Here is a 23,576-nt window from a genome sequence, read left to right as displayed (position 1 = left end):
GATATGAGCGGCTTACTTGTAAACCGGCAAACCGCTTCAGTTTCGCTGTCGTAAAATTTCATAAAAGTATAATCGCATAGACATCTGACTCCCCCGCAAATCTGCTAGTTGCCTCCCGGTTTCGCGGAGGTATGAATGCTTGTCATCGAGCAACTGACGAAAGTATTTGGGGACCTGACGGCCGTCGACGGCGTCTCCCTTGCAATTCCCAAAGGCCAGATGGTCGGGGTGATCGGACGCTCCGGCGCCGGCAAGTCGACCTTGCTGCGCATGGTCAACCGGCTGACCGATCCAAGCCGGGGAACAATCATCAACGAGGGGCGGGACATCACCGCGCTCAGCGGACGGGACCTGCGCCTGTGGCGCGCGTCCTGCGCGATGATCTTCCAGCAGTTCAATCTGGTCGAGCGCATGGACGTGCTGACGAATGTCATGATCGGCCGGATCGCCCATACGGGGTTAGTCCGCTCCATGGCCCGGTCTTTCACAGATACGGATCGGGCACGGGCCATCGAGGCGCTCGACCGGCTCGATCTGGTGCCGCAGGCCCTGCAGCGCGCGGGCACGCTTTCCGGCGGACAGCAGCAGCGCGTCGCGATCGCCAAGGCGCTTGTCCAGAACCCGCGCATCATGCTTGCCGACGAGCCGATCGCCTCTCTCGATCCGGCCAATGCAAGCCGGGTGATGGAGGCCCTGCGGGAGATCAACAAGACCGACGGTCTCACCGTACTGGTCAATCTGCACACGCTCGACACGGCCCGTGCCTATTGCGACCGGATCATCGCCATGCGTGCGGGACGGGTGCAGTTCGACGGCGCGCCCGAAACCCTCACCACCGACCGGGTGCGACAGATCTACGGCACCGGGGACCTGTCCGGCGACATTGACGAGGCCGTGACGTCCACCTCCCTGACAGTGCAGGCGCCCCCGCAGCACAAACGGGCCGTCGGGGCCTGAGGCACGGATGACTTTCCTGCGTTCAGGCAAGTCGGCTGAAGGCAGGTTGATCCAAGGCAGCCGGGGCGGCCCCAGCCGCTCCGGCGCAGTTCAAGCGGCAGCGTCCGCTTCACCGCCGGCGACCCGGCATAAAAGGAGCATATCGATGAAGGCCATTCTTGCAGCAGCTGTGTCCGCAGCCGTCCTCGCAGCCTCTCCGGCATTGTCGGAAAGCTGGCAGGATCAATACAAGACCGTAAGGTTCGGCGTGCTGTCCGGTGAAAACGAAAAGGACCGGATTGCCCGCTACACCCCGTTTGAGCGTTATCTCGAGAACGAACTGGGCGTGGAAGTCGAGATCTTCACCGCCGGTTCCTATGACGGTGTCATCCAGGCGCTCGCAGCCGACCAGATCGAATTCGCATTCCTCGGCTCGTCCTCCTATGCCGCGGCCTATACCGAAACCAATGCCGGCGTGGTTCCGCTGGTGTCCCGCCTGCAGAAGGACGGTTCCACCGGTTATTTCTCCGTCATCACCGTCCGCTGCGACAGCGGCTACAAAACCCTTGAAGACCTGAAGGGAAAGACGCTGGCCTTCGCCGATCCGGACTCCACCTCCGGCTACGCGGTCCCCTTCTTCAATCTCAGCAAGCAGGGCTACGACCCGAAGACCTATTTCGGCGCGGTTCCGTTTTCCGGTGCCCATGAAACCGGCGTGCTCGGCGTCTACAACAAGCAGTATGACGCGGCAGCGACCTACATTACCAACGAAGAAGACGGCATTCCGCAGCGCATGGAAACCAAGGGCATGATCGAGGAAGGTGCGATCTGCACTATCTGGAAGTCCCCGGAAATCACTTCCGGCCCGCTGGCGGCCCGCGCCAACCTGCCCGAAGGCCTGATCAAGGATATGCGCAAAGCTGTGATGGACAGCCCGGAAAAGGATACGCTGGCCTTCATCGAAATGACCGGTGGCGAGGATTCCACCCAGGAAGGCTGGATCGAGGTCGATCACGACCGCTACGAGTGGATCGTCGAAATGCGCGACTGGCTGAAGAAGCAGCGCCGCGGCGGCTGACCCCCTTTCAAAGAGAGGCGCCGGTCGGTGCCTCTCCGTTCCTGCTTTCAATACGCGTCACGGGCCATGTCAGCACTTTCCCCCGCAATCGACCGATTCGAAACGGATTACGCGGCTGCGCGCAGGTCAGCGCGCCGGGTCAATGTCGTTTCCACCGCACTGTTTTCCATCTGTTTCCTTGCCGCCGCCTGGATGGGCGGTTTCCTTGACATGACCGAGGTCACGCTGGCGACCGGCGAACGGGTTTCCATGTGGAAGATCTGGGCGGGACTTCCCCGTCTTGGCGAATATCTCCACAAGACCCTGCCGGTGCTCCACTGGGAAACCCTGGGCGCCGATCTCGGCAGCTGGTTCTGGCGCTGGAAGGTCTGGCTGCGTCTGCTCGTCGAGACTATCCTGATTGCCTATATGGCAACGCTCCTCGGCATCGTCGGCGCGTTTCTGCTCAGCTTTCCCGCGTCCCGCAACCTTGCCCCGAACGCAGTCGTCCTGAACCTCACCCGCCGCTACCTGGAGATCCTCCGCACCGTCCCCGATCTCGTCTGGGCGCTGATCTTCGTCTTTTGCTTTGGCGTTGGCCCGCTCGCCGGTGTGCTCGCCATCGGCTTTCACGCAACCGGGGCGCTCGGCAAGCTCTATTCGGAAGCCAACGAGAATGCCGACATGCGCCCGGTTGAGGGCATCAGGGCCTCCGGCGGCTCCTGGTTCGACCAGGTGCGCTACGGCATCGTTCCCCAGGTCATTCCCAATATCATCAGCTACACGGTGCTGCGCTTCGAGATCAACGTGCGCTCGTCATCGATCATCGGTTTCGTCGGCGCCGGCGGTCTGGGCCAGGAAATCCGGGTTTCCATGTCCCTGCAGGAATACACCGACCTTTCCGCCCTCTTCCTGATCATCTTCGCGGCGGTGATCGTCATCGACACGGTCAGTGAAAAAATGCGGCACCGGATCATTGGCCTGACCGGCAAAGGAGTCTGACGGTGAAAGACATGTCCCCCGATTTGCACAGGGCGAAAAGCCTCGTGCCGGCCGCCTTCGAAACCAGCCTGAGAACGAGAATGGTCCGCATGGCGTCGTGGACGGCCTTCGTCCTGCTGACCGCCTGGTGCCTTTGGGCGTTCGGCGTCTCGCCCGCCCGGCTTGCCGAGGGCGCCCTGCGCTTCGGCAATGTCGTCTCCTTCATGTTCCCGCCGCATATCTGGACAAGCTGGGCAGAATGGCAGGAGATCCTGAAAGGCCTCGGAGAAACCGTCGCTATGGCCTTCATGGGTACGGTTCTGGGTGCTGTCGTGGCATTTCCGCTGGCATTTCTCGGCGCCAGGAACATCATGCCGTCCACCTGGTTCCGCCTCACCATCCGGCGCGGCTTCGATGCCCTGCGCGCCGTCGAGCAGCTCATCCTGGCGCTGATCTTCATCCGGGCCTTCGGCCTTGGCCCCCTTGCCGGCATCCTGGCGATCGCCGTTTCCGAAGTCGGGACCTTTTCGAAACTGTTCTCCGAGGCGATCGAAAACACATCGAAGAAACCTGTCGACGGATTGAAGGCATCGGGCGGCGGCAGCATGCAGACCATCCGCTTCGCCGTCCTCCCCCAGGCCCTGCCGGTGATCCTGTCGATCATCCTATACAATTTCGAATCCAACACCCGCTCGGGCACCATCCTCGGCATCGTCGGCGCCGGCGGCATCGGCTTCCTGCTGGCGGATCGCATCAGCGCCTACCGCTGGCCGGAAGCCTGGACGATCATTTTCCTGATCATCCTCACCGTCTACCTGATCGACGGATTTTCGGGTTTTCTCAGGAAGCGGATCATCGGAGGCGAGACGCGCAAGACCAAATGAACTGAACTGAATAGCTTGAGGAGGCTTACCGCTTGATGGCACTTCGGAGGATCGCAGAGCCGGGGCTCAGTGCATTCAATCCTGTGGGCCGCTATCCCTAAAGCACCCGCTGCCCGGCCCGCCAGGCCCGTTTGACGAAGGGGTGACCGTTGAAGAGGCCGACCTGAAGAAGGTCTGCGCGTTTGCCTTCGGCGATCTCGCCCCGGTCGGCCAGGCCGGCGACTTCCGCGGGCGTCTTCGTAACCATGCGCACGGCTTCGGCGAGATCCGCGGTGAAGGCTTCGTCGGCGGCGATCATGAACGCGCTGTCGAGCATCGAGCGGGGCACATAGTCCGAGGCCAGGATATCGACCAGGTTTTCCGCCATCAGATCGCTTACCGCCACATTGCCGGATTGCGACCCGCCCCTGAGGATGTTGGGAGCACCGCCGACGACGTGCATTCCATGTTCCTTCGCCTTGCGCGCAGCTTCCGGAGTGCAGGGAAACTCCGAAACGACAATTCCCTCCGCCGTTGCCTCGTCGATATGATGAAGCTCGGTATCGTCATGGCTGAGCAGCGGCAGGTGATGCGCGTGCGCCAGTGAGACGACGGCAGGCCGGACGATCCGGCTGACCTCGTCCGAACGGTTCAGCAGCTCCTGCGTTTCCTTCTCCACCACCGACCGGGAGAACCCGCTATCGGCCATCCGGCGTTCTATATAGGCTTTGATATTCTTGCTCTGCCGGCGTCCCGGCAGATGCTCCATCACCGAGATCATCCGCACGATGTCGCGGCCGATATTTTCCTCCGCAAGCGGAGCCGTGTCCGGATCGGTGATTTCGCAGCGCAGATGCACGAGATGCTCGGCGCGCAGCATGCCGGCGGCCTGCGCGGTTTCCAGCGCGTCGATCATCGGACCGAGGATCTCCCTGCGCTCCGGGTTCTTGATCGTCGCGCCGACGCACAGACTGTCGAAAACCGTGGTGATCCCGCTGCCGATGATCTGCGCATCATGGGCCATCGCCGCCCGCAGCGGATCCCAACGCACATGCGCACGCGGAAAGACGTGCTTTTCAAAATGATCGGTATGGATGTCGACCAGCCCGGGCAGCAGATAATCTCCCCCCAGATCCTCTCCGGCCTGGGGTGCCGCGCCCGTATCAACGCCGACAATCACTCCGTTCGAGAAGGCCGCATGACCGGATATCACCTCCCGCCCCAGAACGATCCTGGCGTTTTTCAGGACGGAAAACTCACTGCCGGTCGGCGCACGCTTGTCGGAAAAGGTCATGAAACATCCTCCCGGGGCCCGGCCCCGGTCAATTCGGTCTGGAAGCGTCTTCTACAGCTTTTCCCGGCGCAAATTGTGACAGTTCGGGAAAGAGACTGTGACAGGGCAAAGAAAGTTCAAAAATCGCGGCGCGGATGCATCGGCTCCGGCCAAGTGCTATATTGCAGGTAGGCGCTGCGGCACCCAAGCGGCCGGTGGAGCACAAACCCGCGCTCAAGCAGGCCAAGGGCCGGTAGCGCACAAACGGTGCTCAAGCAGGCCGACGGCCGGTAGCATACTTAGAATGGTGCGGGCGACGGGACTCGAACCCGTACAGCCTAGGGCCGAGGGATTTTAAGTCCCTTGTGTCTACCAGTTCCACCACGCCCGCTGTCTGTTTTCACGTAGCGGGCTTGCAACAATTACGCAAGCATGGGCGACGAGAATTCAGATTCCGCGCGGCAGGTTTCCACTTCCACGTCATTTTACTGGAACAGGAACTGGAAATTGGCACCGCCGGAAGGTATGGAACATATAAGAACCGAAGAATTCCGGGCCCCTGCTCCAGGCGGCGATCAGGCCCGGCCAATTGTGAGACAAGGTCCCGATGGTCACCTATATCGACGCGGCGGAAGCTCCATTGAAGAACACCGGACAGGTGCGCCTGTACGGACGCGAAGATTATGAAGGCATGATGCGCGCCGGACAGTTGACGGCCGCCTGTCTCGACGAGCTGGCGGATATCGTCAAACCGGGTACGACCACCGAGGAAATCGACGAGTTCGTCTACCAGTACGGCATGGATCGCGGCGCCATCCCGGCAACACTGAACTATCGCGGCTATACCAAGTCGAGTTGCACGTCGATCAACCACGTCGTCTGTCACGGCATTCCCAACAACAAGGCGCTGCGGGAAGGCGATATCGTCAATATCGACGTGACGTTCATCCTCGACGGCTGGCACGGCGATTCCAGCCGTATGTATCCGGTCGGCGAGATCAAGCGCGCAGCCGAACGCCTGATCGACGTAACCTATGAAGCGCTGATGCGCGGCGTCGATGCGGCCCGGCCCGGCAACACCACCGGCGATATCGGCGCCGCGATCCAGACCTACGTGGAGGCGGAGCGCTGCTCGGTCGTGCGCGACTTCTGCGGTCACGGTCTCGGACTTCTGTTCCACGACACACCGAATATCCTCCATTATGGCCGTCCGGGCGAAGGGGTCGAACTGAAACCCGGCATGATTTTCACCATCGAGCCGATGGTCAATCTCGGCCGTCCCCACGTGAAGGTGTTGAGCGACGGCTGGACGGCGGTCACCCGCGACCGGTCGCTATCGGCGCAGTTCGAACATTCCGTCGGCATCACGCCGGAGGGATGCGAGATTTTCACCACCTCTCCCAAAGGCATTCACAAGCCGGGTCTCCCCAACGACTAGATGTGCGGTTTCGGCGCATTGCCCTTCCGAACGCTCCCGCTGCTGGAGGACGCCGGTGCAGCGGGCAGAGAAGCGGCAGGCCTGTTTGACAAGAAAGAGAATACATCGCCGCACCGGCAGAGGAGTTTTGCGCGTGATCGACGGCGCTGATGTGAGGCAGAGACCATGAGCGCCGAAGATCACAAGGGGCACCGTCAAAGACTGCGCGACCGGTTCCGCAACACCGGCGAACAGAGCCTCGCCGATTACGAGCTTCTGGAATTCCTGCTGTTTTCCGCCCTGCCCCGCCAGGACACGAAGCCGATCGCCAAGGCTCTCCTGCAGCGCTTCGGCTCCTTTTCCGCCGCCCTTGCCGCGCCGCGTGCCCGGCTCAAGGAAATCGACGGGCTGTCGGACATCAGCGTAGACACCTTGAAGGCGGTTCATGCCGCCATCGTCCGCTACCATCGGGCGGAGCTGAACCAGCGCCGGCTTCTCGATTCCTGGTCCAAAGTCATCGACTATCTGCAGGCGTCCATGGAACACTCCGATGTGGAGCAGTTCCGGGTTCTCTATCTGGACAAGAAGAACGGCCTGATCGCCGATGAAGTCCAGCAGACCGGCACCGTCGATCACACGCCGGTCTATCCGCGCGAGGTCATCCGGCGGGCACTGGAACACTCCGCGACCGCGCTCATCCTCGTGCACAACCATCCCTCCGGAGACCCGACGCCTTCGCGGGCGGATATTCAGATGACCCAGAAGATCGTCGATATCGCCAAACCGCTCGGGATCGAAGTTCATGACCACATCATTGTCGGTCTCAGAACCAATGTCAGCTTCCGCGGCCTGCAGCTGATCTGAGTGCCGCCGGCACGCCTGTCCCGGACCGGTTAGCCTGCCTTGCCGGAATCTTTCCGGACGGTCTTTCGGTTTTTACTCTTATTTTACTAAGAATTTGGGGACATTCCTTAACCCGCATCGACAATACTCCGCCCGAATAGAACGGGCCATGCATGCATAGATCGACCAGAAATTTCGGCGGACACATAGCCAATGCGATCATCGTGCCGATGATTGTGGTTGTGCTGGTTTCCATGCTTGGCGTTTTCGGCGTGATGCACTGGTCCGCCCGCATTTCCGACGGAAGTGCTGAACAGTCGCAGCAAACGCTCGTTGCCGGAGCCCTGGAGCTCACCCGGAACTACATGACCAAGCAGCAGACCGGCGTCGTGATCTGGGAAGAGGCCTATCATCTTGTGAACCAGCCGTCCCCGGACCCGAGCTGGATCTACAACAACATGACCAACTGGCTGTTCCAGAACCATGGATTTACCAAGTCCCTCCTGGTCGGCACCGACTTCCAGGTCCAGAACGCCTACTCCTCCGACAACAGCAGCCTCTGGCTGACAGAGGGATTGGTGGAGGAGCTGAAACCGGCGGTCGCGAAGGTTCGGGCCCGCTACATCAATTCCTTCGGAAAAACGCCTTCCGGCCTTTACCGGTTTGCCCCGCCGAGTGGAGAAGCCCGCCGGTCGATTGCCGAAACGGGTGTCGTCTCCATCAGAGGCGAACCTTATCTGTTCACTGCCGCGGCCGTCGTCCCGCAGATCCTGTCGATCACGGAAGAGCGCCGCCCGCCGACTACCCTTGTGAGCCTCGTGCCGTTGAGGGGCGAGAAGCTTGCGGAGATTTCGGAAGTGTCCCGCCTGGACGGCGTCGTGCTGACCAATGCGCAAGAGAACCGGACAGGCGTCGGGCGCTATCAGTTGCGTTCGCCGGACGGGACCAATGTCGGCATCATTGCCTGGCAGGCCAATCTTCCCGGAAGCCAGATGCTCGAGCGTATCAACCCCTTCCTTGCAATCGCCGCCATCATGATATCGATCCTGGTCATCGCGGTAACGGTCTTCACCCGCCAGATGACCAAGCGCCTTGCCCGGAGCGAGAAGATGGCGACCCACGCGGCGCGCCACGACGCCTTGTCCGGCCTGCCCAACAGGTCCAGGTTCCATGCCCTCCTGAGCGATGTGCTGGAGAACGGGTTCACCAGCGGCACCAACACGGCCGTGGTCTATATCGACCTGGACCATTTCAAGGACATCAACGATACGCTCGGCCACTCGGCCGGCGACAAGGTCATCGTTGCCGTCGCGCAGCGCCTCAAGCGTGTGGTGCCCGAGGGCAGCATCGTCGCACGCATCAGCGGCGACGAGTTCACCATGGTCATCAAGAACTGCGAAAGCGACGAGTGGCTGGAATACATCCTGGATCAGGTCCAGGACGAAATCGGCCGGCCGGTGATGATCGGCAGCCGCGAATTGTTTGCCAGCCTTTCCATGGGCGTGGCAATTGCCCCGAGAGACGGCAGCAGTCCCGACGAACTTCTGCGCAGGGCCGATATCGCCCTTTACGACGCCAAGGCAAACGGCCGCAGCCGCCGCTCCTTCTTCGAACAGCACATGGAACACAACGTCCAGTCCAAGGACCGGCTGTCCCGGGACCTGCGCCTGGCGCTGAAAAACGACATGCTCGAACTAGCCTATCAGCCGCAATCCGACACGGATGCGCGGCGGATCGTTTCGGTCGAGGCTCTGGCGCGCTGGACCAAGGAAGACGGCACGGTCGTCTCCCCGTCCCAGTTCATCCCCGTCGCCGAGGAAACCGGCCTGATCAACGATCTCGGCATCTGGGTGCTGAACAAGGCCTGCGCCAGGGCGCATGACTGGCCGGGCATCATCGTGTCCGTCAACGTATCGCCCAACCAGTTCAAGCATCCGCGCTTTGTCGAAAAGGTCATGGCAATCCTGGCGGCCAACAACCTGCCGCCGCAGCGTCTGGAAATCGAGGTCACGGAAACCGTGTTTGCCGGACGCAACGACTCCGTTCTCAAGGCGCTGCGCCGGTTGAAGAACCTGGGCGTGAAGGTTGCGCTGGACGATTTCGGTTCGGGCTATTCCAGCCTGAGTTACCTGCGCCGCTTCCCGTTCGATACGCTGAAGATCGACCGGGATTTCGTGTCCGACATGAACGGCAATCCGGAGGCCGAGGCCATTCTGGTCTCGATCATCCAGCTCGGCAAGGCCCTGGGCATGACGATCGTCGCCGAGGGCATCGAGACGATCGAACAGATGCGTTTCCTGCAGGCCCATGACTGCCACCGGATGCAGGGCTATTTCATCTCCCGGCCGTTGTCGGCAACGGACATGAGCACGTTTCTCGATGCGTTTCACGGCGCAGGCAGCACCGGCTTCGGGCTCGACCTCAGCTACCAGCCGCGCGCTGTCGAGGGCTGAAAGGGTCACATCCCGAGGCGGTTGCTGATTTCCCGGGAAAAGGCCGCAAAGCTTGCAAAGGGTGCTTCCTGCGCCCTTTCCAGCCATGTAGCCGGAGCCCGCGTGGCAAGGCTAAGCCCCGTCTGGCCGAATTCGGTCCGCACCATGTCGCAAAACCACGCCTTGTGCTGCTGGCGGCGGCGCGAGATCAGAGCACCGGTTTCGCTCAGATGGACGTGATGACGCGTCATGTGGGCGACAAGCTCACCGATGCCCTCTTTTGCATGTGCCGAGACCTCGCACACGGGCACCTGCCAGGACCGGTCGTCGCCTTTGCTCAGCGACAGGGCTCCCTTGACGTCCGATGCCGCCCGGCGGGCCAGGGCACCCATGTCGGCCTTGGTGACGGCCACCACATCCGGCAATTCCATGATGCCGGCCTTCATGAATTGAAGACTGTCGCCCGAGCCGGGCTGGATACACAGGACGACCGTGTCTGCCGCCTGCTTCAGGTCCCCCTCCGACTGCCCGATGCCGACCGTTTCCACGATCACACGGTCGCAAACGCAGCGCAGGACCGCGATCGCCGCGACCGCATGATCCGACAGTCCGCCCAGGCGGTCCCGCGCCGCCATGGAGCGGACAAAGACCTGTTCGTCGGAAGGATCGGTCTTCAGCCGCGTCCGGTCGCCCAGCAGGGCCCCGCCGGATATGGCCGACGACGGGTCAATCGCCAGAACGGCGACCCTCCTGCCCTCGTCCCGGTAAGCCCTGATCAAGGCATCGGTCAGGCTGGACTTGCCGACACCGGGCGGTCCCGTCAGCCCGACGACCTGCCCGAGCGGCTCGCCGCAGATGCGGTCGAGGAAAGCGGCCGTCTCACCGTCGGAGCGGTGCGTTTCCAGCCTGGACAGGAGCCGCGCCAGCGGCCGTTTGCCGCCCGCGCGCAACTCCTCCAGCGACGGCAGCTGTCCGCTCACACCACGACCCCGCTCGCACCGGCACGCCGCAGGACCGGCATCTCTCAGCCCTGTCTGTTCTTCAGCGCCGCCTGCGCGGCCGCCAGGCGGGCGATCGGCACACGGAAGGGCGAGCAGGACACGTAGTCGAGGCCGACACGTTCGCAAAATCCGATCGAGGCCGGATCGCCGCCATGTTCGCCGCAAATGCCCAGCTTGATGTCCGGACGGGCGGACCGGCCGCGCTCCACGCCGATCCGGATCAGTTCGCCGACGCCTTCCTGGTCGAGCGAGACGAACGGATCCTGCTCCAGAATGCCCCGGCTCTGATAGGTGCCGAGGAACGAGGCGGCATCATCGCGCGAAATACCGAAGGTCGTCTGCGTCAGGTCGTTGGTGCCGAAGGAGAAGAACTCGGCCGACTGGGCAATCTCCGCCGCCTTCAGCGCGGCGCGCGGCAGTTCGACCATGGTGCCGATCTGATAGGTCAGCTCGGTGCCGCTTTCTTCCATCACCGCCTTTGCCATCGCCTCGATGCTCTGCCGGACAAGGTCGAGTTCGCCCTTCAGGCCGACCAGCGGCACCATGATTTCCGGTACCACCGGCGCTCCGGTGATCTTGGCCGCTTCGACGGCGGCTTCGAAAATGGCCCGCGCCTGCATCTCCGCAATCTCCGGATAGGAGACCAGCAGGCGGCATCCGCGGTGGCCGAGCATCGGGTTGAATTCGTCCAGCGCCAGCGCCCGGTCGCGCAGCAGTTCGGGATCGGCGTTCATCGCCTTGGCAACCTCCGCCAGTTCCTCGTCCGACTTCGGCAGGAACTCGTGCAGGGGCGGATCCAGCAGGCGGATGGTCACCGGCAGGCCGTGCATGATCTTGAAGATGTCGGTGAAGTCCTGCCGCTGCATCGGCAGCAGCTTGGCGAGCGCCGCCCGTCTTCCCGCTTCCGAATCCGCCAGGATCATTTCGCGCACGGCGATAATCCGTTCGCCTTCAAAGAACATGTGCTCGGTGCGGCAAAGGCCGATGCCTTCCGCGCCGAAGTCCCGTGCGACCTTCGCATCCTGAGGGGTTTCGGCATTGGTGCGCACCTTCATGCGCCGCACCTTGTCGGCCCAGCCCATCAGCGTTCCGAAATCACCGGACAGCGTCGGCTGCAGCATAGTGACTTCGCCGAGGAGAACCTGCCCGGTCGCCCCGTCGATCGTGATGATGTCACCTTCCTTGAGCTGCCGGCCCGCGACGTTGATGAGGCCGTTGCGGTAGTCGATCCGCAGCGTTCCGGCACCCGATACGCACGGTTTGCCCATGCCCCGGGCGACGACGGCGGCGTGGCTGGTCATGCCGCCCCGGCTGGTCAGGATGCCTTCGGCCGCATGCATGCCGTGAATGTCTTCCGGACTGGTCTCGATCCGCACCAGAATGACCTTCCTGCCCGCCGCCTTCGCTTCCTCGGCCGCATCGGAGGAAAAGACGATCGCGCCGGATGCAGCGCCCGGCGAAGCCGGCAGGCCGGTGGTCACGATGTTGCGTTCCGCTTTCGGGTCGATGGTCGGATGCAGCAACTGGTCGAGGGCCGCAGGTTCGACCCGCCCGATCGCCTGTTCTTCCGTCAGCAGGCCATCTTCGACCATGTCGACGGCGATCTTGAGGGCCGCCTTCGCCGTGCGTTTGCCGGCACGGGTCTGCAGCATCCAGAGCTTGCCTTCCTCGATGGTGAATTCCAGGTCCTGCATGTCCTTGTAGTGGGCTTCCAGCCTGCCACAGTAGGACTGGAATTCGGCAAAGGCTTCCGGCATCAGGGCTTCCAGGGACGGCATCGAAGAGCCTGCTTCCTTGCGGGCCTTTTCAGTGATGTCCTGCGGCGTGCGGATGCCTGCGACCACGTCCTCGCCCTGGGCATTGACGAGGAATTCGCCATAGAGCGCGTTTTCGCCGGTGGAAGGATTGCGGGTGAAGGCAACGCCGGTGGCCGAGGTCTGGCCCATGTTGCCGAACACCATCGCCTGGACGTTGACGGCGGTTCCCCAGTTGCCCGGGATATCGTGCAAGCGCCGGTAGGTGGCCGCGCGCGGCGTCATCCAGGATCCGAAAACCGCACCGATGGCGCCCCAGAGCTGCTCTTGCGGGTCCTGCGGAAAGGGCCGTTCCAGCGCCTCTTCGACCAGTTCCTTGAACTTCTCGATGATGCCTTGCCAGGCGTCCGCGTCGACCTGGGTATCAAGCGTCAGGTCGTTGCGCTGCTTGTAATCTTCCAGCACTTCCTCGAATTCATGGTGATCGACCCCGAGAACCACGTCGGAATACATCTGGATGAAGCGGCGGTAGCTGTCATAGGCAAAGCGCCGGTCGCCGGCCTCCGAGGCAAGAGCCTCGACTGTCTGGTCGTTGAGCCCGAGGTTGAGAACCGTGTCCATCATCCCGGGCATGGAAACCCGCGCCCCGGAGCGGACGGATACCAGAAGCGGACGTTCGAGGCCGCCGAACTCGCGGTTGGTCGCCGCGCCGATCTTCTCCAGCGCGGCGGAAACGTCGGCCGCGAGCTCTTCCGGATAGCTCTTGCCGTGTTCGTAGTACCAGGTGCAGACCTCGGTGGTGATCGTGAAACCGGGGGGCACAGGCAGGCCCAGGCTGCTCATTTCGGCAAGATTTGCGCCCTTCCCGCCAAGCAGGTTGCGCATATCCGCGGCGCCTTCCGCGGCGCCGTTGCCAAAACTGTAGACCCATTTGGCCATTTTCAACTCTCCTCACCTGGTGCAGAGACGTCCCGCCTCCGTCGTTTTTGCACTGCACATAACTGCTACGGCAGAAGACAGTCTTCAAGACCTTTTTGTCCGAAAGAGGATTCCTTTCACCTTTGGTCATGGGAATTCTTGCGTTCGGCAAAATCAAATGGATTTAAACTGACAGAAAGTTATCCGCCTTGCCTTGCCGGTCAGCCTTAAAGACGCCATTGTCAACGGCAATAAGCCATACTCCAGAACTGTCGAGCGAACCGAAGTGCGAGGATTGATGAACCAAATGACCGGCGCCGATTCCAGGATGCACCGCAGGCCCTTCAAGCTGAAGCTCCTTGCGCTGGTAAGTGCGATCGCCCTCGTGCCGGCGGCCGCCGCGGCCGAGACGAGCGCGGGCGCGGAAGCCTTGGGCACGCCGTCCGACCTGCCGCTCACACTGACCGGGAGTTATCTTTCCGGACGTCTGGCCGGATTCCAGAAAGACTACGCCCAGGGTGCCGCCTTCTTTGAAGAGTCCCTGGCAGCCGACCCGTCCAACCCGATGCTTCTGGAGCGCACCTTTCTCCTCAAGCTGGCCAATGGCGATGTCGAGCAGGCCGTTGTCTATGCCGACGAACTGGAAAAAAGCGGACTGCAGAATTTCCTGGCTCAGCTGGCCGTCGGCGCGCAGCGCATGGTCGATGGCCAATATACCGCGGCCGATGAAGCACTGGCAAAGGGCAGGAACGGCCCCCTCGCCCAGCTTTCCATCGGCATTTCCCGCGCATGGGCGCTCTACGGCAGCGGCAAGGTCGATGAGGCCGTCGCCATGATCGACGGTCTCAGCGGGCCAGACTGGTTCGAGGTCTTCAAGGCCACTCACAAGGCGCATATTCTGTTCGCCGCCGACCGGCCCCAGCAGGCTCTTGCGGCCATTGAAGACGCCTATGAGGTCGATCAGGGGGCTATTCGCGTTGTCGACGTCTATTCCCGCCTTCTTGCGGCCAATGGCCGGCAGAAAGAAGCTCTGGACGCGCTTATCCAGTACGAGGAACAGTTCCGGGGCCACCCGAAGCTTGAGCAGACGAAAGAGATTATCGAAGGCGGCGCGGTCGTCCAGCCATTGGTCACCGATCCGGCCGAAGGCATGGCGGAAATCCTCTATGGCCTCGGCTCGGTCATCGGCCGTGACGGAGGTGAGGAACTGTCGACCTCCTATCTCCAGCTTTCGCTTTACCTTGACCCGGACGCCGAATTTGCAGCCATCGCGCTTGGTGCCGTTTTCGAACGCATGGAACAGCCCGAACGGGCGATCGAGGCGCTCAAGAAGGTACCCGACGACAGTGTCCTGAAGCGCGAAGCCGAAATCCAGATCGGCCTGAACTACAATTCGCTCGACCAGATGGACGAGGCCCGTTCGCATCTTGAAACGCTGATCGAGCAGGATCCGTCCGACCTGGAAGCGGTCATCGCGCTCGGCAACATCCTGCGCGCTCACGAGATCTACGCGGATGCGGAAGCGGTCTACACCAAGGGCCTCGACACCATCGATCAGCTGGAAAAGGAGCACTGGCTCCTGCTTTATTTCCGCGGCATTGCCCGTGAACGGCTGAACAAATGGGAGCTGGCGGAGGCGGACTTCCGCAAGGCGCTGGAGCTCAATGACCAGCAGCCGCTGGTGCTGAACTACCTCGGCTATTCCCTGGTGGACCAGGGATTGAAGCTCGATGAAGCCCTGGAGATGATCAAGACCGCCGTGGACCTCCGCCCGACCGACGGTTACATCGTCGACAGCCTGGGCTGGGTCTATTATCGCCTTGGGCGCTACGAGGAAGCCGTGAAGGAACTTGAGCGGGCCATCGAGCTGCGCCCGGCGGATCCGGTGATCAACGATCACCTGGGCGATGCGTACTGGATGGTCGGGCGCCGGCATGAGGCCCGGTTCCAGTGGAACCATGCAAGGGATCTCGGTCCGGAGGAAGACGAACTGCCCAAGATCCTCGACAAGATCGCCAACGGCATGCCGGAAACCCCGAAGACGGACGCCGCCAAAGCGGAAAACGACAAAAACGGCGGCTGACCGGGGCTGCCATGACCCCCGCCCAGCCCAGCCCGTCACGGGTGTCGCCACGAGTGGAGCTTGCTCGGGCCAAAGTGAATTTGGCCCTGCACATCACCGGCCAGCGCCCGGACGGCTACCATCTGCTGGAGTCTCTGGTGGTGTTTCCGCAAATCGGCGACCGGATAGCCCTGGAACCGTCGGACAGGCTCGAACTCGTCGTGGAGGGCCCCTTTGCCCGGGATCTGAAAGGCCCTTCGGAGGACAATCTGATCCTCAAGTCGGTAAGAGCCTTTGCGGAAAGGGCCGGACTTCCCCCTCCCACCGTGCGCCTGACGCTCACCAAACGCCTGCCCGTCGCTTCCGGGATCGGCGGTGGCTCGAGCGATGCGGCAACCGCGCTGCGTCTTGTTGAGGATTTCACCGGCATATATCTGGACGACGCTGATCTCTACGCTCTGGCCCTTTCGCTCGGGGCCGACGTGCCGGTGTGCATGTATCCCGAGCCGCAGATCATGCGCGGTATCGGCGAGGAACTTGAACCCGGGCCGGACCTGCCCGCTTGCGGCATCGTTCTGGTGAACCCGAAGGTCGGCGTTTCCACCGCCGAGGCGTTCAAGGCCATGGACCGGCGGGACAACCCGCCAATGCCGCTCGTTCCGGAAAGTTTCGATACTCTGGACCAGTTGACCGGCTACCTGGCAGGCTGCCGGAACGACATGCAGGATGCCGCCGTCGGTGTCTGCAGCGCCATCGGCGACGTCCTCAGCGCACTGGAAGCCGATGACCGCGTCGAACTTGCCCGCATGTCGGGCTCGGGCGCCACCTGCTTCGCCCTGTGCGAGGTGATGAATGCGCTTGATATCGAACGGGAACTGAGAAACGGCCACCCGGAATGGTGGATCGCATCCGGACCCTTGTCGTGAGGCACCGGGACGCAATACCGCCCACCCGCTTGTGACACCGGATCGGCGGCAGGACCCCTAGGCCGGCCCACACTGCGCGAACCGCCGCTCTCAAATGCAGGTTTCGAATCGCATTCCAATAGCTTGCGCGGATCAGCTCACACGCGAGATGCAGAAGGCGACGGCATCGGCCATGGCATCGTTGTGCGCGCCCCCGGGCAGCGTTTCCAGCGCCTGCAGGGCCTTTTCGCCATAATTGCGGGCCCGTTCCACGGTATCGGCCAGAGCATCGTGTTTCTTCAGGAGCGCGATCGCCTGTTCCAGATCGCCGTCCTCGATGTCTTCGCCTTCGAGGCAGCGCCTCCAGAACGTGCGGTCCTGTTCCGAACCGCGCGCAACGGCCAGCACGACCGGAAGCGTGATCTTGCCCTCACGGAAATCGTCGCCGATGTCCTTGCCCAGATCCGCGGAAGACCCGCCATAGTCGAGCGCATCGTCCACGAGCTGGAAGGCATACCCCAGCTCCATGCCATAGGTGCGCGCTGCCTGTTTCATAGCCGCATTCTGCCCGGCGATCACCGGGCCGACCTCCGCCGCGGCGGCGAACAGCGCTGCCGTCTTGGCTTCGATCACGCGCAGATAGTCCTCTTCGGTTGTGGTGATGTTCTTGGCGGCGCCAAGTTGCAGCACTTCACCCTCGGCAATGACGGCCGAAGCGGAGGACAGGATGTGCAGCGCTTCCAGGGAACCGACATCGACCATCATCTTGAAGGCCTGGCCGAGCAGGTAATCGCCGACCAGAACGCTCGCCTGGTTGCCCCAGAGCTTGCGAGCCGCGAGCTTGCCGCGGCGCATATCGCTTTCATCGACAACGTCGTCGTGGAGCAGTGTGGCGGTGTGCATGAACTCGACGCTGGCCGCCAGGGTCACGTGACCATCGCCCTGATAACCGAACATTTCCGCACACGCGAGCGTCAGCATGGGACGCAGCCGCTTGCCGCCGGATGAAATCAGATGCTTGGCGATCTCCGGAATCAGCTCGACATTGGAGCCTGCCTTGGAGAGGATCAGCTCATTGACATCTGACATGCCCGCGGACACAAGATCCACGAGAGACTGTATGCTCGGACGGCGCGGTTGACTGTCGGAATATGTTGCAACAACGGCCACTAATGGCACTCCCCTGAATATTTGAGCGGACAATATGTTGCGACGGCGCGCTGAGCAAGACGCCAAACCGTTGACAAGGTGTTGAAATGTCCCGAACAGCGGGTTTTGCTGTACACCAGTGCTGAAAGATAGTGTCTGGCACGCCTTTCCGCCATGCTGCTAATGCAGGGAATCTTATGGAAGAACTCGTCAGAACAAACGATCCGGTCCTGATTTCGTTCCTGGAATCAATTCTGGAGGAGGCCGGCATCAAGCATTTTGTCGCAGACGGCAACATGAGCATCATGGAAGGCTCTTTGGCGATGATCCCGAGGCGGATCCTGGTCACGTCCGAGCAGATCGCGAAGGCGCGCATGCTGGTCCGGGAAGCTGGCCTGGAACACGAGTTGCGTCCGGAAGACGGGCAGATCTGACATGACCATGCCGCAGGATCCGGAGGAGCTCGAGACGACGCGCGATGCCTTTCTGGGCGGCAAGGTCTATGTGCACCAGCCCAGGCGCGGCCGTCACCGGGCGGGTCTCGACGCGGTCTATCTGGCAGCTGCCCTGCCTGACGGCGCCACGGGGCACGTGGTCGACATCGGGGCGGGCGTCGGAACTGCCGGCTTTTGCGCCGCCGCCCGCCTGCCCGGCATCAGGGTCACCCTGGTCGACGTCGATCCCACCGCCCTCGCCCTCGCCCGGCGCGGCCTCGAGGATCCCGCAAATGCTGCCTTCGCCGACCGGGTTTCGCTGGTGGAAGCGGACGTTACCGCCAAGGGCAGCCTGCGCCATGCGGCCGGCCTGAAGCCGTCCATGGCCGATCATGCCATCATGAATCCTCCCTATTACGGGGCCGACAGGTTCCGCGCCTCCCCCAATGAGGGGCGGGCCGGAGCTCACATGCTGGATGAACGGGGCCTGGAGCCCTGGGCGAGGACGGCGACGGACGTCGTCCGGGAAGGCGGCAGCCTCACGGTGATATTCCGCGCCGACGGCCTGCCCGAACTGCTGAACGTGCTGCCGGGCCGTTTCGGCTCGATAGACGTCATTCCCTTGCGCCCGCGGCCGGACGCTCCGGCAACCCGGGTCCTGATCCGCGCCATCCGGGCCAGCAAGGCCCCGATGCAGCTGCTGTCGGGCTTCGTGCTGCATGAAGGCGGCGGATCGGACTTCACCAGCCAGTCCCGCGCCATTATGCGCGATGGGGAAGGACTCGGCCTTCTCCCGCGCCGCTAGGGTATGGCACAGCTGCTTTCATCGGCTCACGGGCGAAAGCAGGCCGACCCGTCCGCCAGTTCACTTTCAGCTCAATGCATCACGAATTCGCCGTTTGCGTAGCGGAAATCCACCGGTGCAATGAGCTTTTGATGAGCGATGCGCACAGAGTGAATGCAGCCGTCTATTTCCTTTTCCCAGAAATGCAGGAACCGGTTCAGTTCCGGAAATTTCGGGGCAAGGTCTTCCGTCTGCCAGAGGAAGCTTTGCAGCAGTATCGGATGATCGGGAAGCCTGTAGTGAATCTCGGCAGTCAGCAGACCAAAGCCGAGAAGCCGCTTTTCAAAGTCTGAGATGGTATTCATGCCAGTTCTTTCCTTTCTGCAAGAAAAGAGTGTCACGGATACCCGGTTAACCAAACACAACTTTGGAACAATTATTGTTTATAAACAGCACTTTAGCAGCAACAACACGTTACTGCTAACAATGCGCCAAGGCGACGGTCACTTGGATTGGATGGTCGTCAGATAGCCTAAAAAGGCATTGATGTCATCCGGTTCGAAGGCGAACTCGGGCATATTGTCGTGACCGGTGACAATTCCCTCTGCAAGTGCCTCTTCAAGGCTCTCCAGCGGATAGAGACCGGACAGGTCTCTGAATGCGGGGGCTCCTTCCTGCGCGCTGGTATCCTCTTCGCCCACCGCATGGCAGGCGGCGCAGTGTATTTCGGCGAGCTCCCGCCCGGTCGCCACGCTTGTGGCATCAGACGGGTAAGGCCCGTCCAGGGCAAACGCCTGACTGCTGCTTGCGGCGAGGCACAGAGCAGCCCAACAGGTCTTCCAGTCAGCCATCGCGTTTCCCTCCCTTGAATCAGACCCGGCACTTATAGAGGATCGATGATCCGAAACACATTAGCAAGAACACGGGGGGTGCGATCCCTTATCGGCTGCCGGGGCATGTTCTCGCAGCCTTTCTGCCTATATAACCAACGAACACGTGCCCGTTCCGGAGGATCCATGAACCCGACACCTCTCCCCGCTTCCATTGACGATACGCTCGAGTTGCTGAACCAGGCGGGGTATGTCGCCGACCGGTCGTTGGCCACGGTCCTGCATCTTGCGCTCAGGATGAAGCGGCCGCTTTTCCTGGAAGGCGAGGCAGGAGTGGGGAAAACCGAAATCGCCAAGGTTCTCGCTTCCTCTCTCGGCCGGGATCTCATCCGCCTGCAGTGTTACGAGGGCCTGGATATCTCATCAGCGGTCTACGAGTGGAACTATCCGGCCCAGATGGTGGAGATCCGTGTCGCGGAAGCAGCCGGCGACATGGAACACACGGAGCTTTCCAAGTCGATCTTCGATGAACGCTTCCTGATCAAGCGCCCCGTGCTCCAGGCGCTGGAGCCGTCACTCGCGGGAGCGCCCGTTTTCCTGATCGACGAACTGGACCGCGCGGACGAGGCCTTCGAGGCGTTTCTCCTGGAAGTTCTGGCGGACAATCAGGTGACCATTCCCGAACTCGGGACGGTGAAAGCGGCGGAACCGCCGATCGTGATCATCACCACTAACCGCACGCGGGAAATCCACGACGCGCTGAAGCGGCGATGCCTCTATCACTGGGTCGACTACCCGGACGCGCAGCGGGAGTTGGAAATCGTCCGCCGGAAAGTGCCCGGAGCCGCAGAACGGCTCGCGGCGGAAGTCGTCGCCTTCGTGCAGAAACTGCGGGCCGACGAGGACCTGTTCAAACAGCCCGGCGTTGCGGAAACCCTCGACTGGGCGACGGCCCTGTCGGAGCTGAACGAGATTGCGCTCGATCCCGACATGGCCAGCGACACGCTCGGTGTCCTGCTGAAATACCAGGACGATATCGAACGGGTCCGCGGCTCGAAGCTGCGCCAGATGATCGACGACATCCGCAAAGAGGCACCGCACCGGCAATCCGTGCCGACGGTTTGAGGCGGTGCCCATCGTGACGAAAGGCCCCTCCTCCCTGCCCCGCCCGGCAAAGGTTTCGCCAGGAGACGCCCATGCCCGCCGATCCTGAACTGCGCTCGCGCATCACCGACAATATCGTCTATTTCGCAAGAACCTTGCGCAAGGCCGGCGTGCCGGTCGGTCCGGCTTCCGTCGTGGATGCCGTGACGGCGGTCGAAATTGCCGGAATAGAAAACCGGGAGGACCTTTACTGGACGCTGCACGCGGTCTTCGTGCGCAAGCGCGAACACAGGGTCCTCTTCGACGAGGCCTTCCGGATCTACTGGCAAAGCCGTGGCCTGATCGAGAAGATGCTGGCCATACTTTCGCCGGTCGCCCCGCCCCGCGGCACACCGGAAAAGCCCAAGGCCGGCCAGACCCGCGTCTCCCAGGCCTTCCAGGCCGCCCGGGAACGGGCAGCGGAAGAAACCGTCCCGGAAATAGAGGTGGACGCCAGGTTCACCGTGTCGGGCAAGGAACTGCTGCAGACCAAGGACTTTGCCCAGATGACCGCAGAAGAAGTCACCCAGGCCAAACAGGCGCTGCGGGCGATGGTCCTGCCGATGGACAGTATCCGGCTTCGCCGCCTGAAGGCCGCCTCAAAGGGACGCATCGACCCACGCCGCACCTTGCGCGCCTCGATGCGGGCCGGCGGCGACATCATCGACCTCAAGTTCCGCAAGCCGGTCGAAAAGCAGCCGCCACTGGTGGCCATCTGCGACATATCCGGCTCCATGAGCCAGTATTCGCGCCTGCTCCTGCACTTTCTCCACGAACTGACCGCCGTGCGGCGGGACGTGCACACGTTCCTCTTCGGCACGCGGCTGACCAACGTGACCCGGCAGCTCAGGATGAAGGACCCGGATGAAGCGCTGGAAGCCTGCACCCAAGGTGTCGAGGACTGGTCGGGCGGCACGCGAATAGCGTCGGCGCTTTACGATTTCAACCGGCACTGGTCGCGCCGCGTGCTCTCCGGCAATCCGACAGTGCTGCTGATCACCGACGGGCTGGAGCGCGATACGGACGAAGACCTCGAACGGGAAATGGACCGCCTCCACCGCTCCTGCCGCCGGCTGATCTGGCTCAATCCCCTGCTGCGCTTCGACGGGTTCGAGGCAAGAGCCAAGGGCATCCGCGCCATGCTGCCCCACGTGGACGAATTCCGCTCGGTCCATTCGCTGGACGCGGTTGCGGACCTGGTGGCGGCATTGTCGGGTACCAAGGCCCGAACGAGGGAGACAGACCCCAGAAGCTGGTTGCGGTCTCAAGGAAGATAGTGACGCCGCTCGACAGCGTCGCTCAAGGCAGGGCGACCACCGGCGTGCTGACCCCCACCCGCTGGAACAGGTCCGTAATGTCGTGATTGGCCATGCGAATGCATCCGTATGACACCGCGCGGCCGATGGAGCCCGGGCGGTTGGTGCCGTGAATGGCGTAATTGCCGTTGGACAGGGTCATGGCCGCAACACCCATCGGGTTGTTCGGCGCGCCGCCCCGGATCAGGGCGGGCAGATGCGGAAAGTCCCGGCGCACTTCCGGCGACGGCGCCCAGTCCGGCCTGATGTATTTTGCCGTGATCCGGGCCTGGCCCGTCCAGGATTTCCGGCTCTTGCCGACCGCCACCGGGTAACGGATGGCCCGGTTTCCCCCAAGCACCAGATAGAGCTGCCGTTCCGAATTCCGGATGACGATTGTCCCGGGACGGAACCTGGCATCGCTGAAGCCCACCAGATCCGCCGCCTGAGCTGACGGGGGAATTACAATGCTTATGGCGAGGGCAAGGCCAGCCAGGACTGTGAAGCGGAAGGAAGAGGCCGGATGCATGACAATCCCCTTGTTCTGAGCAGGAGATTACAGCGCCCGGCAGCTTGAAAGAACGGCAGGGTCCCTATTTTCTTACCAAAAGGTTAACGCGCGTAGTTCGCGGAGCGGATCCGTTCGGTCACATGTGCCGGTCCGACGCCGGAGGCCCCATGGGTCGCAAGCCCCGGCACACTGGCTGTGACAGCGGTCACTATGCCGGTGGGGCCAGCAGGGTGATAGTCCCGCCAGACGTCCGGCGAAGAACAGTGCCGGACGCTCCCAGCGGTTCCACCCTCTCCAGTTTGATCCGATCCAAGGACTGAAAGAATGCTCAAGTTTCGTTCCACCCTCGCAGACATCGCCCGACGGGCGGCGCAATCGCTCGCCATGCTGGCCTGCATCGCTACGCTTTCGCTCGCGCCGGCCGAGGCGGGCTCGCTGTCGGGAACATACGTCCTCGCGCCCGCAGATATCGACACCGGCTTTTCCGTAAAGGTTCTCGGCCGCGGCCCGGTCACCGGGCAGTTCCAGAAAGTTTCCGGAACAATGATCCTCAACCAGAACCGGCCGGAAAAGAGCCGCGTGACGGTGGACGTCGATCTCAGGAGTATTGAGACCGGTAGCGACAGGATTACGGACTTCTTGAAGAGTTCGGCCATGTTCAACGTGGCCAAGCACCCGATTGCCCGCTTCGAGAGCACGAGCGTGCGCATCACGGGCGAAAATTCCGCCGAAGTCGAGGGCGTCCTGACCATGCGCGGCCAGAAGAAGCGTACCAGGCTTTCGGTTACGGTGAACGGCGAGACGTCGAGCAGCCGTGTGGACTTCCAGGTATCGGGCGGGTTCTTCCGCAGCCTCTATGGCATGGAAGCCGGTCTGCCGATCTATGCCGACAAGGTCAACCTGAAGATCAACGGTACCGGGCGTCGTAGCTGAACCACTCCCGGTCCCGAATGACAGCACGCGCGCCTCACGGCCGCGTGCTCATTTC

Annotated in this window: 21 protein-coding genes and 1 tRNA gene; 14 read left to right on the top strand and 8 right to left on the bottom strand. The window is 62.3% G+C overall.

The genetic code is table 11. From position 1 onward, the window contains the following. Positions 1-135 precede the first annotated feature (135 nt). From phnC to phnE (ON753_RS07620), 4 genes are all read left to right on the top strand, one after another. The gene (gene phnC, locus ON753_RS07635) at positions 136-957 is read left to right on the top strand and encodes a phosphonate ABC transporter ATP-binding protein (protein WP_265961971.1); all 822 of its coding nucleotides are present in this window, start codon (positions 136-138) and stop codon (positions 955-957) included. Between the two features lie 145 nt (positions 958-1,102). Further along, positions 1,103-2,014 carry a phosphonate ABC transporter substrate-binding protein gene (gene phnD / locus ON753_RS07630; protein WP_265961970.1) on the top strand — a complete coding sequence of 304 codons (912 nt, stop codon included), beginning with the start codon at positions 1,103-1,105 and terminating at the stop codon, positions 2,012-2,014. A gap of 66 nt (positions 2,015-2,080) precedes the next feature. Beyond that, positions 2,081-2,995 (top strand): phosphonate ABC transporter, permease protein PhnE, encoded by a 915-nt coding sequence (phnE, locus tag ON753_RS07625; RefSeq protein WP_265961969.1) that lies wholly within the window; start codon positions 2,081-2,083, stop codon positions 2,993-2,995. Between the two features lie 11 nt (positions 2,996-3,006). After that, positions 3,007-3,858 (top strand): phosphonate ABC transporter, permease protein PhnE, encoded by an 852-nt coding sequence (gene phnE, locus ON753_RS07620; protein ID WP_265967091.1) that lies wholly within the window; start codon positions 3,007-3,009, stop codon positions 3,856-3,858. A 97-nt stretch (positions 3,859-3,955) separates the two neighbouring features. Here the strand turns inward: phnE (ON753_RS07620) and ON753_RS07615 are convergent, their stop codons facing one another. Continuing rightward, positions 3,956-5,131, bottom strand: coding sequence for an alpha-D-ribose 1-methylphosphonate 5-triphosphate diphosphatase (locus tag ON753_RS07615; protein WP_265961968.1), 1,176 nt, complete (start codon positions 5,129-5,131; stop codon positions 3,956-3,958). A gap of 284 nt (positions 5,132-5,415) precedes the next feature. Beyond that, positions 5,416-5,501 (bottom strand) — tRNA-Leu (locus ON753_RS07610). A gap of 216 nt (positions 5,502-5,717) precedes the next feature. On the opposite strand from ON753_RS07610, the gene map reads away from it, so the two are divergent. From map to ON753_RS07595, 3 genes are all read left to right on the top strand, one after another. Beyond that, the gene (gene map, locus ON753_RS07605; RefSeq protein ID WP_265961967.1) at positions 5,718-6,548 is read left to right on the top strand and encodes a type I methionyl aminopeptidase; all 831 of its coding nucleotides are present in this window, start codon (positions 5,718-5,720) and stop codon (positions 6,546-6,548) included. 165 nt (positions 6,549-6,713) lie between these two features. Beyond that, positions 6,714-7,391 (top strand): RadC family protein, encoded by a 678-nt coding sequence (gene radC, locus ON753_RS07600; RefSeq protein ID WP_265961966.1) that lies wholly within the window; start codon positions 6,714-6,716, stop codon positions 7,389-7,391. Between the two features lie 152 nt (positions 7,392-7,543). Then, positions 7,544-9,823: a bifunctional diguanylate cyclase/phosphodiesterase gene (locus ON753_RS07595; protein WP_265961964.1), complete on the top strand. Its 2,280-nt coding sequence runs from the start codon at positions 7,544-7,546 to the stop codon at positions 9,821-9,823. A 5-nt stretch (positions 9,824-9,828) separates the two neighbouring features. Here the strand turns inward: ON753_RS07595 and ON753_RS07590 are convergent, their stop codons facing one another. Beyond that, on the bottom strand, positions 9,829-10,782 hold the full coding sequence (locus ON753_RS07590; protein WP_265961963.1) for an ArgK/MeaB family GTPase: 954 nt from the start codon (positions 10,780-10,782) through the stop codon (positions 9,829-9,831). A gap of 44 nt (positions 10,783-10,826) precedes the next feature. Further along, positions 10,827-13,496 (bottom strand): pyruvate, phosphate dikinase, encoded by a 2,670-nt coding sequence (gene ppdK / locus ON753_RS07585; protein WP_265961962.1) that lies wholly within the window; start codon positions 13,494-13,496, stop codon positions 10,827-10,829. A 277-nt stretch (positions 13,497-13,773) separates the two neighbouring features. On the opposite strand from ppdK, the gene ON753_RS07580 reads away from it, so the two are divergent. Then, complete coding sequence (locus ON753_RS07580) at positions 13,774-15,558, top strand: tetratricopeptide repeat protein (protein ID WP_265961961.1); 1,785 nt, start codon at positions 13,774-13,776, stop codon at positions 15,556-15,558. An 11-nt stretch (positions 15,559-15,569) separates the two neighbouring features. After that, positions 15,570-16,463, top strand: a complete 894-nt coding sequence (locus tag ON753_RS07575) for a 4-(cytidine 5'-diphospho)-2-C-methyl-D-erythritol kinase (RefSeq protein WP_265961960.1) — start codon at positions 15,570-15,572, stop codon at positions 16,461-16,463. Positions 16,464-16,595: 132 nt separating this feature from the next. Here the strand turns inward: ON753_RS07575 and ON753_RS07570 are convergent, their stop codons facing one another. Beyond that, the gene (locus ON753_RS07570) at positions 16,596-17,531 is read right to left on the bottom strand and encodes a polyprenyl synthetase family protein (protein WP_265961959.1); all 936 of its coding nucleotides are present in this window, start codon (positions 17,529-17,531) and stop codon (positions 16,596-16,598) included. A gap of 257 nt (positions 17,532-17,788) precedes the next feature. Between ON753_RS07570 and ON753_RS07565 the strand changes: the two genes are divergently transcribed. Next, positions 17,789-18,025, top strand: coding sequence for a putative signal transducing protein (locus tag ON753_RS07565; protein ID WP_265961958.1), 237 nt, complete (start codon positions 17,789-17,791; stop codon positions 18,023-18,025). 1 nt (position 18,026) lies between these two features. Next, positions 18,027-18,830 carry a tRNA1(Val) (adenine(37)-N6)-methyltransferase gene (locus ON753_RS07560; RefSeq protein ID WP_265961957.1) on the top strand — a complete coding sequence of 268 codons (804 nt, stop codon included), beginning with the start codon at positions 18,027-18,029 and terminating at the stop codon, positions 18,828-18,830. Between the two features lie 71 nt (positions 18,831-18,901). On the opposite strand, the gene ON753_RS07555 is transcribed toward ON753_RS07560, so the two are convergent. Both ON753_RS07555 and ON753_RS07550 read right to left on the bottom strand, forming a co-directional pair. Further along, the gene (locus ON753_RS07555; RefSeq protein ID WP_265961956.1) at positions 18,902-19,174 is read right to left on the bottom strand and encodes an usg protein; all 273 of its coding nucleotides are present in this window, start codon (positions 19,172-19,174) and stop codon (positions 18,902-18,904) included. A gap of 138 nt (positions 19,175-19,312) precedes the next feature. Further along, complete coding sequence (locus tag ON753_RS07550) at positions 19,313-19,660, bottom strand: c-type cytochrome (protein ID WP_265961955.1); 348 nt, start codon at positions 19,658-19,660, stop codon at positions 19,313-19,315. Between the two features lie 165 nt (positions 19,661-19,825). Between ON753_RS07550 and ON753_RS07545 the strand changes: the two genes are divergently transcribed. Together ON753_RS07545 and ON753_RS07540 are read left to right on the top strand one after the other, a co-directional pair. Then, complete coding sequence (locus tag ON753_RS07545) at positions 19,826-20,764, top strand: AAA family ATPase (RefSeq protein WP_265961954.1); 939 nt, start codon at positions 19,826-19,828, stop codon at positions 20,762-20,764. Positions 20,765-20,835: 71 nt separating this feature from the next. Then, entirely contained in the window at positions 20,836-22,059 is a 1,224-nt protein-coding gene (locus ON753_RS07540; protein ID WP_265961953.1) for a vWA domain-containing protein, read from the top strand. Positions 22,060-22,081: 22 nt separating this feature from the next. On the opposite strand, the gene ON753_RS07535 is transcribed toward ON753_RS07540, so the two are convergent. Continuing rightward, positions 22,082-22,606 carry a L,D-transpeptidase gene (locus tag ON753_RS07535; RefSeq protein WP_265961952.1) on the bottom strand — a complete coding sequence of 175 codons (525 nt, stop codon included), beginning with the start codon at positions 22,604-22,606 and terminating at the stop codon, positions 22,082-22,084. A gap of 306 nt (positions 22,607-22,912) precedes the next feature. Here ON753_RS07535 and ON753_RS07530 point away from each other — a divergent pair, with 306 nt between their 5' ends. Further along, complete coding sequence (locus tag ON753_RS07530; RefSeq protein ID WP_265961951.1) at positions 22,913-23,521, top strand: YceI family protein; 609 nt, start codon at positions 22,913-22,915, stop codon at positions 23,519-23,521. The last annotated feature ends 55 nt before the right edge of the window (positions 23,522-23,576 follow it).

It is taken from the genome of Roseibium salinum, assembly GCF_026240905.1.
GTDB classification, from domain to species: domain Bacteria; phylum Pseudomonadota; class Alphaproteobacteria; order Rhizobiales; family Stappiaceae; genus Roseibium; species Roseibium salinum.
Note: the sequence above shows the minus strand (reverse complement) of the source record. Positions and strands in the feature narration are given on the sequence as shown.